The 10884-nt window shown below is 72.3% G+C and carries 9 protein-coding genes; 6 read left to right on the forward strand and 3 right to left on the reverse strand.

What is annotated here, in order from left to right; translation table 11 throughout:
• Positions 1 to 39: 39 nt before the first annotated feature.
• Positions 40 to 747 (reverse strand): TetR/AcrR family transcriptional regulator, encoded by a 708-nt coding sequence (locus E1266_RS30555; RefSeq protein ID WP_243719077.1) that lies wholly within the window; start codon positions 745 to 747, stop codon positions 40 to 42.
• A 226-nt stretch (positions 748 to 973) separates the two neighbouring features.
• Between E1266_RS30555 and E1266_RS30560 the strand changes: the two genes are divergently transcribed.
• The 3 genes from E1266_RS30560 (at position 974) to E1266_RS30570 (ending at position 5571) form a co-directional block, all read left to right on the forward strand.
• Entirely contained in the window at positions 974 to 1756 is a 783-nt protein-coding gene (locus E1266_RS30560; RefSeq protein ID WP_132052949.1) for an ABC transporter ATP-binding protein, read from the forward strand.
• Complete coding sequence (locus E1266_RS30565) at positions 1753 to 4263, forward strand: ABC transporter permease (RefSeq protein ID WP_132052951.1); 2511 nt, start codon at positions 1753 to 1755, stop codon at positions 4261 to 4263. Before E1266_RS30560 ends, E1266_RS30565 begins: the two co-directional genes overlap by 4 nt.
• Positions 4264 to 4359: 96 nt before the next feature.
• A complete protein-coding gene (locus E1266_RS30570) occupies positions 4360 to 5571 on the forward strand; it encodes a pyridoxal phosphate-dependent aminotransferase (protein WP_132052953.1) in 1212 nt (403 codons plus the stop codon).
• A 22-nt stretch (positions 5572 to 5593) separates the two neighbouring features.
• Here the strand turns inward: E1266_RS30570 and E1266_RS30575 are convergent, their stop codons facing one another.
• Positions 5594 to 7699, reverse strand: coding sequence for an ATP-dependent DNA helicase (locus E1266_RS30575; RefSeq protein ID WP_243719079.1), 2106 nt, complete (start codon positions 7697 to 7699; stop codon positions 5594 to 5596).
• A 106-nt stretch (positions 7700 to 7805) separates the two neighbouring features.
• Between E1266_RS30575 and E1266_RS30580 the strand changes: the two genes are divergently transcribed.
• Positions 7806 to 8774, forward strand: a complete 969-nt coding sequence (locus E1266_RS30580; RefSeq protein ID WP_132052955.1) for a DUF4192 domain-containing protein — start codon at positions 7806 to 7808, stop codon at positions 8772 to 8774.
• A 29-nt stretch (positions 8775 to 8803) separates the two neighbouring features.
• On the opposite strand, the gene E1266_RS30585 is transcribed toward E1266_RS30580, so the two are convergent.
• Positions 8804 to 9175: a hypothetical protein gene (locus E1266_RS30585; RefSeq protein WP_132052956.1), complete on the reverse strand. Its 372-nt coding sequence runs from the start codon at positions 9173 to 9175 to the stop codon at positions 8804 to 8806.
• Between the two features lie 188 nt (positions 9176 to 9363).
• On the opposite strand from E1266_RS30585, the gene E1266_RS30590 reads away from it, so the two are divergent.
• Together E1266_RS30590 and E1266_RS30595 are read left to right on the forward strand one after the other, a co-directional pair.
• The gene (locus E1266_RS30590; RefSeq protein ID WP_243719081.1) at positions 9364 to 10170 is read left to right on the forward strand and encodes a polysaccharide deacetylase family protein; all 807 of its coding nucleotides are present in this window, start codon (positions 9364 to 9366) and stop codon (positions 10168 to 10170) included.
• A 35-nt stretch (positions 10171 to 10205) separates the two neighbouring features.
• Positions 10206 to 10733: a DUF1707 and DUF4870 domain-containing protein gene (locus E1266_RS30595; RefSeq protein ID WP_132052958.1), complete on the forward strand. Its 528-nt coding sequence runs from the start codon at positions 10206 to 10208 to the stop codon at positions 10731 to 10733.
• Positions 10734 to 10884 lie beyond the last annotated feature (151 nt).

Genomic DNA, 10884 nt, shown 5'->3' on the forward strand with positions numbered 1-10884 from the left:
GGGTGGTGCTGTCGGATGGGGCCGACGGGGTTCGGGGGGTCAGGGCTCGCTGCGGCTCTCGCCGTCCTCGGCGGGCGTGTCGGGCATCGGGGCGCGCGTGGGGTGCCCCGGCTCCGGGATGATCAGCTGGGCGACGTCCTTGACCTGGCGGAGCACGGCCTTCTGGTGGCCGTCCGCGTCGTCGTCCAGCGCGTTCTGTATCGACAGCCCGACGAACATCGCGAACACGCCGCGCAGCATCGTCGGGACGAAATCGGGGGGCAGCGTGTTCTCCGGGAACAGCCGCTCGAAGGTCTCCAGGATGACCTGCAGGATCCGCTCGTTCAGGTCGCGGCACAGGGGACGCAGCTCGTCGTCGGTGCGGGCCGCCACGGCCAGTTCCATCAGCGCCTTCGCGGGGCGGCCGCGGAACACCTCCCAGAGCAGGTCGAGCGCGCCCGAGACGTTGCGGCGCTCGGCCGGCAGGACCGCGAACGCGGTCTCGTACGCCAGCCGCTGCGCCTCCAGCAGGTGTTCGAGCGCGGCCGCGACGAGCACCATCTTGGTCGGGTAGTGGTGCTGCTGCGCCCCGCGGGACACGCCCGCGCGGCGCGCGACCTCCGTGGTGGACGTCCCGGACCAGCCGAGGTCCACCAGGCACTCCATGGTGGCCTCCAGGAGCCTGGCCTGGGTGCGGGACCGGCGTTCCTCCTGGGTGCGGCGGCGGGACGAGCCGCGCCCGTGACGTCGGCGACTGCTTACTGACACGCCTCAGACGGTACGAGCTGACAAACAAGCAATCAAGCCTGCATGTATGTTGGCCGCATCACAGTTGGACAACACGTCCACTACCGGGCGTGGACGGCCGCGTTGAGCCGGCCCGGTGTCAGCCGGCGGGCGTAGCCGGGAGGTCCGGCATGCCGCAGCGGGAGCAGTCGCGATGTCTCTCCTCGCCTGACGACGGGGGCCGGACTCTGTCGTGACGATCTCCGGCATGGGAAACGCAGCAGAGGCAAGACGAACGCTCAGCAAGGACCTAGGCGCCGCCGCGGGCGGCGCCCGCACGGTCCACCTCAGCAAGGTGTACGGGTCGGGTGACATGGCCGTGCGCGCGCTCGACGACGTCAGCGTGGAGCTCCCCGCGGGCCGGTTCACCGCGATCATGGGGCCGTCCGGCGCCGGGAAGTCCACGCTGATGCACTGCGTGGCGGGCCTGGAGGACGCGACGTCCGGCAAGGTCTACGTCGGCGACCAGGAACTCGGGGTGCTGTCGGACCGGCGCCTCACCCGGCTCCGGCGCGAGCGGATCGGGTTCGTGTTCCAGGCGTTCAACCTGCTCCCGACGCTGACCGCGCACGACAACATCGTCCTGCCGATGACGCTGGCCGGCGCGGTGCCCGACCGTGAGTGGCTGGACACGGTCGTCCGGGTGCTGAGGCTGGGCGACCGGCTCGCGCACCGTCCGGCGGAGATGTCCGGCGGACAGCAGCAGAGGGTGGCGCTCGCGCGGGCGCTCGTCACCCGCCCGCAGATCGTGTTCGCCGACGAGCCGACCGGCAATCTCGACTCCCGCACCGGCGGGGAGGTGCTGAGCCTGTTCCGCCACGCCGTGGACGACCTCGGCCAGACGGTCGCGATGGTCACCCACGACCCGGTCGCCGCGGGGCACGCCGACTCGGTGGTGTTCCTCGCCGACGGCCGCATCGTCGACATCATGGACGCCCCCACGCCCGACCGGGTACTGGACCGCATGCGGGGGCTGGGTGACCACCGATGATGGGGCTCGTCTTCAAGGAACTGTGGGGACGCAAGCGCCGGATGGCCGGTTCCCTGATGGCGGTCTTCCTCGGCGTGACGTTCCTGACCGGGACGCTCGTGCTCGGCGACACCCTCGCGGGCAGCATCGACGGCTACTACGCCAACGCCTACGGTAAGACCGACGTCAGCGTGCGGAGCTCCACCCGGGTCAGCGACCAGCCGTGGGGGTCCCGCGGGCAGATCGACGCGGCCGTCCTCGACAGGGTGCGGCAGGTGGACGGCGTCGCGAACGCCGAACCGGTCATCGAGGGCTCCGGGCAGCTGCTCGCCAAGGACGGCACCACCATCCAGTCACGCGGCCCGCGCACGGCCGGCAACTGGATGACCGACCCGAAGCTCAACCCCTACCGGCTGGCAGAGGGCAGGGCGCCGCGCGCGCCGAACGAAGTCGTCGTCAACAGGATGTTCGCCGACGAAGGCGGCCTGGCCATCGGTGACCGGACGGCGGTGCTCACTCCGGAACGGGTCCCCGTGACGGTCGTCGGCATCAGCATGTTCGGTGAGGAGGAGGCGTTCGGCGAGACGTCGTTCACGGCGTTCACGCTCGACGGGGCCCGCGAGCACGTCGCGAAGTCGCCCGACCGCATCAGCGGCGTCTCCATCAGCGCGGACGACGGCGTCGGCCCGGACGAGCTGGCGGCGCGGGTGCAGAGCGTCCTGCCGTCCGGGACCGAGGCCGTCACGACCGAGGCGCAGGTCGAGGAGGGGATGAGCGAGGTCGAGAGCGGCTTCCTCAACGTCTTCCGCACCGTGCTCGGCGCGTTCGGGGCGGTGGCGCTGCTCGTCGCGGCGTTCAGCATCCACAACACGTTCGCGATCACGATGGCGCAGCGGACCCGCGAGTCGGCGCTGCTGCGCGCCCTCGGCGCCGGACGCCGGCAGGTCCTCACGATCGTCGGGTTCGAGGCACTGCTGGTCGGCGGCGCCGCCACCCTCGCCGGGCTCGCCGGCGGGATGGGATTCGCCGAGCTGCTCCGGCGGCTGTTCACCGGGCTCCGGATCGGCATCGCCATGGAGGGCCTCACGGTCTCGGCGACTACCCTGCTGATCGCCGTGCCGGTCGGGCTGGTGGTCACGCTGATCGCGGCGCTCGGTCCCGCGGTGAAGGCGTCCCGGGTGCCGCCGCTGGCCGCGCTGCGCGAGGTCGCGGCCGAGGCGCAGCGCCCGTCCGCCACCCGCGCCGTCGTCGGCGGTGTGCTCGCCGCGGTCGCGGCCGGCGCCGTCGTGTTCGGGGCCGTCGCGGAGCGGACGACCGCGGCCGGCGCGGGCGCGCTGCTGGCCGTGGTCGCGATGGTCGTGCTCGGGCCCGTCGCCGCCCGGCCGGTGGCGTCGCTCGTCGGCGGGCCGGCGGCGCGGCTGCGGGGCGTCCCCGGCGCGCTCGCTCGCGGCAACGCGTCCCGCAGCCCGCACCGCACGGCCGGGGCGGCGGCCGCGCTGATGATCGGGGTAGGCGTCGTGACGCTGATGACGGTGTTCATCGGGTCGCTGGGCGCGTCGCTGGAGAACAGCGTCGCGGGGTCGTTCAAGGGACCGATCGTCGTCAACGCGGGCAACAACGAGACCGGCGGGTTCAGCACCCGGCTCGTCCAGGACGCCGCGAAGCTGCCGCAGGTCAGTGCGGTCGCCGGAGTCGGCAGCGGCAACCTGCGGGTGGACGGCGAACCGTCGGTGGTCAGCGTGGCCGACCCGTCCGCCCTGGGCCGCGTCCTCGACCTGGGGGTCGACCAGGGGGCGCTGTCGGACGCAGGCACGTTCGCGGTGTCGAAGAGCGTCGCCGACGAGAAGGGCTGGAGTACCGGTTCCCGGGTGGACGTCACGTTCGCGGACGGTGCCGCACAGCGCCTTACCGTCGGTGCCGTCTACGAGAACACCGATCTGACCGGTGACTACCTGGTGCCGCGCAGCGAATGGGACGCGCACACCAGGCAGCCGCTCGACAACCGGGCTTTCGTCGAGCTCGCGCCTGGCGCGTCCACGGCCGCGGTGGCGCGCGCGCTGACCGACCTGGGGAAGCAGTACGGCGCGCCGGAGGTGCAGTCGAGGGACGACTTCGTCGCGTCCCAGACCGAGGAGCAGCAGGCGTTCATCACCGTCGTGTACGGGCTGCTCATCCTCGCCATCGTGATCGCGTTGATGGGCATCGCCAACACGCTGTCGCTGGCCGTCCACGAGCGGAGGCGCGAACTCGGGCTGCTGCGGGCCGTCGGAGCGACCCGTCCGCAGATCCGGTCGATGGTCCGCTGGGAGTCGGTCATCGTCGCGCTGTTCGGCACGGCCGGCGGGCTCGGGCTGGGGCTGTTCCTCGGCTGGGGCCTCGGCGGGGCGCTCGGCAACCCGTTCGCGCCGCCCGTCGCCCAGCTCGTCGTGATCGCGCTGGTCGGCGCGGTGGCGGGCGCGCTCGCCGCGATCCGGCCGGCCCGGCGCGCGGCGCGCCTGGCGATCCTGTCCGCGATCTCCGCGCCGTGACGCCCCCGGACCCGCCCTCCTCGCCCGCCGCGCGAGGGGGCGGGTCTTGGCGAACGCTTCCACGTCCGCTGGGGCGCGCGTCTGTAGGGTGAGTCCATGCAGGTCAATCAATCGGGGAAGCTCACCAACGTCTGCTACGACATCCGCGGTCCGGTGCTGAAGCGCGCCAAGCAGCTGGAGGCCGAGGGCAACAACGTCCTCAAGCTCCACATCGGCAATCCCGCCCCGTTCGGGTTCGAGGCCCCGCCCGAGCTCCTCCAGGACATGATCCGCAACCTGCCGGAGGCGCACGGCTACAGCGACTCCAAGGGGATCCTGCCCGCCCGCCGCGCCATCGTGCAGCAATTCGAGGACAACGGCGTCTGCGGCATCGACGTCGAGGACGTCTACCTCGGCAACGGCGTGTCCGAGCTGATCGTGATGACGCTGCAGGCGCTGCTCAACGACGGCGACGAGGTGCTGATCCCCGCGCCCGACTACCCGCTGTGGACGGCGTCGGTGTCGCTGTGCGGCGGGACGCCCGTCCACTACCTGTGCGACGAGGACGACGGCTGGCAGCCCTCGCTCGACGACATCGAGTCGAAGATCGGCGACCGCACCCGGGCCATCGTCATCATCAACCCGAACAACCCGACCGGCGCCGTGTACTCGCGGGAGGTGCTGTCGCACATCGTCGAGGTCGCCCGCCGCCGCAACCTCATCATCTTCGCCGACGAGATCTACGACCGGATCCTCTACGACGACGCCGAGCACATCCCGATCGCGTCCCTCGCCCCCGACCTGCTGTGCCTCACCTTCGGCGGCCTGTCCAAGAACTACCGCGTCGCGGGGTTCCGCTCCGGCTGGGTCGTGCTGTCCGGGCCGAAGGAGCACGCCGAGTCCTACATCGAGGGCCTCGACATCCTCGCCAACATGCGGCTCTGCCCGAACGTCCCCGGGCAGCACGCGATCCAGGCCGCGCTCGGCGGCTACCAGAGCATCGACGACCTCGTCCTGCCGACCGGCCGCCTCGGCGAGCAGCGCGACCGCGCGTGGAAGCTGCTGAACGACCTGCCGGGCGTCAGCTGCGTCAAGCCACAGGGCGCCGTGTACGTCTTCCCGCGCCTCGACCCTGCGATGTATCCCATCGAGGACGACATGCGCTTCGCCCTCGACCTCCTCGAACGGCAGAAGCTCCTGGTCGTCCAGGGGACCGGCTTCAACTGGCCGGCCACCGACCACTTCCGCGTCGTCACGCTCCAGTACGCCGACGACCTCGAAGAGGCAGTGGGCCGCATCGGCGAATTCCTCCAGAGCTACCGCCGCTGACCCGGGGTGCGCTGTTCCCCGGCTAGGAGGCGGCGGTGTCGAGGCGGCGGAGGGCGCCGCGGACGACTTCCGGGTCGGTCGTCGCCCAGAACGGCGGCAGCGAGTTCTTCAGGAAGCCGCCGTAGCGCGCCGTGGCCAGGCGCGGGTCGAGGACGGCGACGACGCCCCGGTCGTCCATCGAACGCAGCAGGCGCCCGGCGCCCTGGGCGAGCAGCAGCGCCGCGTGCGTCGCCGCGACCGCCATGAAGCCGTTGCCGCCGCGCGCCGCCACGGCCCGTGACCGCGCCGAGGAGACCGGGTCGTCCGGGCGGGGGAACGGGATGCGGTCCATGATGACGAGCTGCAGCGAGGGGCCGGGGACGTCCACGCCCTGCCAGAGGGACAGGGTGCCGAACAGGCAGGTCCGCTCGTCCTCGGCGAACTGCTTGACCAGCAGGGACGTGGAGTCGTCGCCCTGGCACAGCAGCGGGTGGGACAGGTGGTCCTTCAGCTCGTCGGCGGCCTGCCGCGCGGCCCGCATCGAGGAGAACAGGCCGAGCGTCCGGCCGCCGGCGGCCTCGATCAGCTCGGTGATCTCGGTCAGGTAGGCGTCGGCGAGGCCGTCCCGCCCCGGCTGCGGCAGGTGCCGCGCGACGTACAGGATGCCCGCCTTCGGGTGGTCGAACGGGGAGCCGACGTCGAGCCCGGACCACGCGACCTCGGACTCCTCGCCCTTCTCCGCGCCCTCCTCGGTCGCCGTGCGGGCGAGGCCCTCGGCCGCCGTCAGCGCGTCCCGCTCGGCGCCCTTCTCGTTCAGCGGCGGCAGGCCCCACTGCCGGGCGAGCGGTTCGAACGACCCGCCCAGCGTCAGCGTCGCCGACGTCAGGATCGCGGTGCGCCGCTCGAACAGCGTCGTGCGCAGGAGGCCGCCGACCCCGATCGGCGCGACGTGCAGCGCCGGGGGACGCTTCGGCCGCCCGTCCTGGACGAACGGCTTCTCCAGCCACACCACGTCGAAGCGCTGGGCCATCTCGGGCTGGAACGCCTCCAGGAGGCGTACGGCCGTCTCATGCAACTCTTCGAGCGAAGACCGTGCGGCCTTGCGCGCGGCCATGTCGCCCGGGTCGGAGTCCTTCCGCTCCGGGCCGAGCGCGGTGATGCAGGCGTGCGCGGCGTCCCTGACGACGGCGAGGGTGTTGCCCAGGGCCGAGTGGAGGACGTCCATACGTCCGGCGGGCAGGTCCTCCAGGAGGATGCCGAGCCCCTCCGCGGACTCCTTCAACCGGTCGGCGGTGGACTCCTCGATGAGCCGCCCGCAGCGGCGCGCGGTCATCTCGACCGCGGCGGCGCTCAGATCCCCGGTGGCGACCGAGGTGACCCGGTCGACCAGTTCGTGCGCCTCGTCCACGATCACCACGTCGTGCTCGGGCAGGACCTGGAACTCCTCCAGCGCGTCGATCGCCAGCAGCGCGTGGTTGGTGACCACGATGTGCGCCTCGCCCGCCTCCGCACGGGCCAGCTCGGCGAAGCACTCGGTGCCGTGCGGGCAGCGCTGGGCGCCCAGGCACTCCTTCGCGGTGACGGCCACCTGCCGCCACGCCTGCTCGCTCACGCCCGGCACCAGCTCGTCCCGGTCGCCGGTGCCGGTCTCCTCGGCCCACTCGTTGAGCCGCTTCACCTGCCGGCCGAGCGAGGAGAGCTGCTGCGGGTCGAACAGGCTCGGGCCCTCGTCCTCCTCTGGCACGCCCGTCTGCACCCTGTGCAGGCACAGGTAGTTGCGGCGGCCCTTCAGGATCGCGAACTTGAGCTCCGTGCCGAGCAGCGGCCCGAGGCTCTCCGCGAGGCGCGGCAGATCGCGGTCGACGAGCTGGCGCTGCAGCGCGATGGTCGCCGTCGACACGACGACCGTCGTCTGCTTCTCCACGGCGTGCCGGATCGCGGGGACCAGGTAGGCCAGCGACTTCCCGGTGCCGGTGCCCGCCTGTGCGGCGACGTGCTCGCCGGTCTCGATCGCGTTCTCCACCGCGTGGGCCATCTCCACCTGGCCTGGGCGCTCGGCCCCGCCGATGGACGCGACGGCCGCGGCGAGCAGGGACGCCGTGTCCGGAATCTTGGTATCGGCGGCGGTCAGCAGATCAGGGGCGGGCACGTCGCACAACGCTACCGTCCGCGGCGGACACCCGCGTCCCTCCGGAGTTATCCACAGGTGACGGATCCCATGGCGCCCCGTTGGCCGCGCTGCGAATCTCGACGGCATGACACCCTTGGTGATCCGATCGGCACAGGACGCGATCGCGGCCGTCCCCTACCTGCTGGGCTTCCATCCATCGCGGAGCCTCGTCGTGATCGGCTTCGAAGGACGCGCCCACGGCACGTGCGCCATCAGGCTCGATTTACCGGCGGCCGGCGCCGCCGGGAAGGTGGCGGCCCTCCTCGCCGGCAACGGTTTCGCCCGGTCCCTCGTCCTCGGCTACGGGCCGCCGAGGGAGGTCGGCGAGTCGGCGGCCGCCATGCGGGCGGCGCTGGAGTCGGCGGGCGTCCCCGCCGCCGAGGCGATCCGGGTCGCCGACGGCCGCTGGTGGTCGCTCACCTGCGACGACGACTGCTGCCCGGCCGAAGGGCTCCCGTACGACATATCCGCCAGCGTCCTCGCCGCCCAGGCCACGTTCGCCGGCCACGTCGCCCTCGCGGACCGCGCCGAACTCGTCCGCTCCGTCCAGCCGGTCGACGGCCTCGCCCGCACCGCCATGCGCGACGCCACCGAACGCGCCGAGAGACGCCCCGGACCCGCGCCCGGCGAGGGCCTCGCGTTCGTCCTGGCCCTCCTCGCTCGCGCCGGCACCGGCGCCGCCCCGACCGACGACGAGGTCGCCCGCCTCGGCATCCTCCTCACCGACCTGCGCATCCGCGACGAGGCATGGATCCGCATCGACGAGGACGCCCCGGCCGCCGACATCGCCTTCTGGCGCGATGTCCTGCGGCGCGTCGAGGCCCCCTACGTCCCCGCTCCCGCGTCCCTGCTGGCGTTCGCCGCTTACTCCGCGGGCGACGGCGGTCTCGCCAACGTCGCCCTGGAGAGGGCCTTGGACACCGACCCCGCCTACTCGATGGCCATCCTCCTGCGCGAGGTCATCAACGCCGGCATCCCGCCCTCGAAGGTCCGCCTGCACATGACCCCCGACCAACTGGCCGCCGCCTACCAAGACGAACAAGAAGCAAGCTGAGCCATTGAGCAGATGGTGCGGGGAGGGGGTCAGGAGGACACGGCTTCGCCGGGGGTGCCGGGGTCGATCCGGCGGTTCGGGTTGCGGGCGTTCCAGGCGCGCATGCGGGCCGGGTAGCCGACGATCTGGACGTCGTAGATGGGGAGTTTCAAGTCGCGGGCGACCTTGGCGATGACCTTGGGGGAGCCCACGCGGCGGCGGGTCCACTCGCCGTCGTGGGCGACGGCGACGGCCGTGGTGTCGGTGGCGAACGTCTCCGGCTCGACGAAGAACTCCACGCCGCGGCGGCTGCGGGCGAAGGCGATCAGCGCCTCGATGTCGGAGTCGGTGGCCTCGCGGTCGAGCCTCGTGACCGAGGACCCGCGGTTCTTGCGGAGCCCGAAGCGATCCCGGAACCTCATGCCTGTCCCGTCGTCTGGTCGGCCCCGGACCTCTTCCGGGGGCGGTGCGGTCTACGACGATAACGGCTTACCGGGATCCGCGGTTCCCGACACAGCGGCGGGATCCCCGCCCGGCGGGGCGCCGCGCCATAGACTGTCGGCCCTCGGGGGATCGGCAGCGGGGGCGTGTTGATGGGCGGCGTGTGTTGATGGGCATGGTCCGGCGGGCGGCCGCCGCCGTGCTGGCCGTGGCGGTGTGCGGGTGGCTGAGCACCCTTGCCCCGCACGACGGGCCGCTGCGGCTCACCGCGGCGAAGAGCAAGGCTCCCGAGCGCAAGGCCGAGGCGCCGAAGCCGCAGCCGAAACCCCCGCCGCCGCCGCCCGACTGCACGCGGGTGAAGTGCCTGGCGCTCACCTTCGACGACGGACCGGCGGAGAGCACCGGCGAGCTGCTCGACATCCTCGCCGCCCGCAAGGTGCGGGCGACGTTCTTCCTGGTGGGCAAGAACGTCGCCGAGCGTCCCGACCTCGTGCGGCGCGAGCACGCGGCCGGGCACGAGCTCGCCGACCACGGCTACACGCACGCCGACCTCGGCAGGGCGCCGAAGGAGAAGATCGTTTCGGAGCTGACCCGGACGCAGGACGCGATCCGGAACGCGTCCGGGGTCACGCCCGGCCTGCTGCGGCCGCCCTACGGGTCGACGTCCAAGCTCCTGGCCCGGGTCACGCGGGAGATGGGCATGGCGCAGGTGCTGTGGACGGTCGACCCGTTCGACTGGCGGCACCGTGACAGCGACGACATCGAGCGCCGGGTCGTCAAGCAGGTGAAACCCGGCAGCATCGTGCTCCTGCACGACATCCACCGGACGACCGTGCGGGCCGTCCCGGGGATCATCGACAAGCTGGCAGCCAAGGGCTACGTGTTCGTGACCGTCACCGAACTGCTCGGCGGGAAGCTGACCCCCGGGAAGGAGTACCGGGAACTCGAATCAGGGGACGGTCAGGGTCTTCCCTGATGCCGCGCGGCGCCGCGTCGCGGAGCATGAAGGACATGGACAGAAGCTACGCGGTGGGGGATCTGAGGGTCTCGGACGCCGAACGCGAATCGGTCATCCAGCGCCTGCAGGACGCGTACGCCGAGGGCCGGCTCGACCATGAGGAATTCGACCTGCGCACGCACCTGGCGATGACGGCGAAGACCCGCAACGACCTCGGCGGGCTCACCCATGACCTGGTCCCCGTGCCGCAGCCGGGCCGCAAGGCCGTCTCCTGGGACGGGGAGCCCCCCACGGGCGAGGACCGCATGCTCGCCTCCGCCGCGCACGCCCTGGCCGTCCCGACGCTGTTCGTGGGGCCGCTCGTGCTGATGCTGCTGAGCGGCAAGCGGTCCGAGTACGTCCGGCGGCAGGCCGCCGAGGCCGTGAACTTCCAGCTGACGCTCCTCCTGCTCACCATCGTCACCTTCGGCATCGGCGGGATCGTCTACGCCGTGGCGTGGGTCCTGTCGATCGTGGCGGCCGTCTACGCCCTGGCCGGCAACACCTTCCGCTACCCGTGGATCCTCCGCCTGGTGAAGTGACCCGCGCCGGACCGTCCGCCGGTTCGCCCGGGCGGCCCGTGCACGTGGCGCGGCCGGTGCCGTAAGCGCGACCGTCCACGCGCAGATCCGGCAGTGGCGCGGGGTCGGATCGTGTCGTGCGCGGGGGCGGGTTTGTCGGCTGTCTCTTATA

The organism is Actinomadura sp. 7K534 (assembly GCF_004348575.1).
Classification (GTDB): domain Bacteria; phylum Actinomycetota; class Actinomycetes; order Streptosporangiales; family Streptosporangiaceae; genus Spirillospora; species Spirillospora livida.

Excerpts from the sequence above, each read along its gene's own strand:
- E1266_RS30560 (WP_132052949.1), top strand. The coding sequence starts at position 974 with ATGGGAAACGCAGCAGAGGCAAGACGAACGCTCAGCAAGGACCTAGGC.
- E1266_RS30565 (WP_132052951.1), top strand. The coding sequence starts at position 1,753 with ATGATGGGGCTCGTCTTCAAGGAACTGTGGGGACGCAAGCGCCGGATG.
- E1266_RS30570 (WP_132052953.1), top strand. The coding sequence starts at position 4,360 with ATGCAGGTCAATCAATCGGGGAAGCTCACCAACGTCTGCTACGACATC.
- E1266_RS30580 (WP_132052955.1), top strand. The coding sequence starts at position 7,806 with ATGACACCCTTGGTGATCCGATCGGCACAGGACGCGATCGCGGCCGTC.
- E1266_RS30585 (WP_132052956.1), bottom strand. The coding sequence starts at position 9,175 with ATGAGGTTCCGGGATCGCTTCGGGCTCCGCAAGAACCGCGGGTCCTCG.
- E1266_RS30590 (WP_243719081.1), top strand. The coding sequence starts at position 9,364 with ATGGGCATGGTCCGGCGGGCGGCCGCCGCCGTGCTGGCCGTGGCGGTG.
- E1266_RS30595 (WP_132052958.1), top strand. The coding sequence starts at position 10,206 with ATGGACAGAAGCTACGCGGTGGGGGATCTGAGGGTCTCGGACGCCGAA.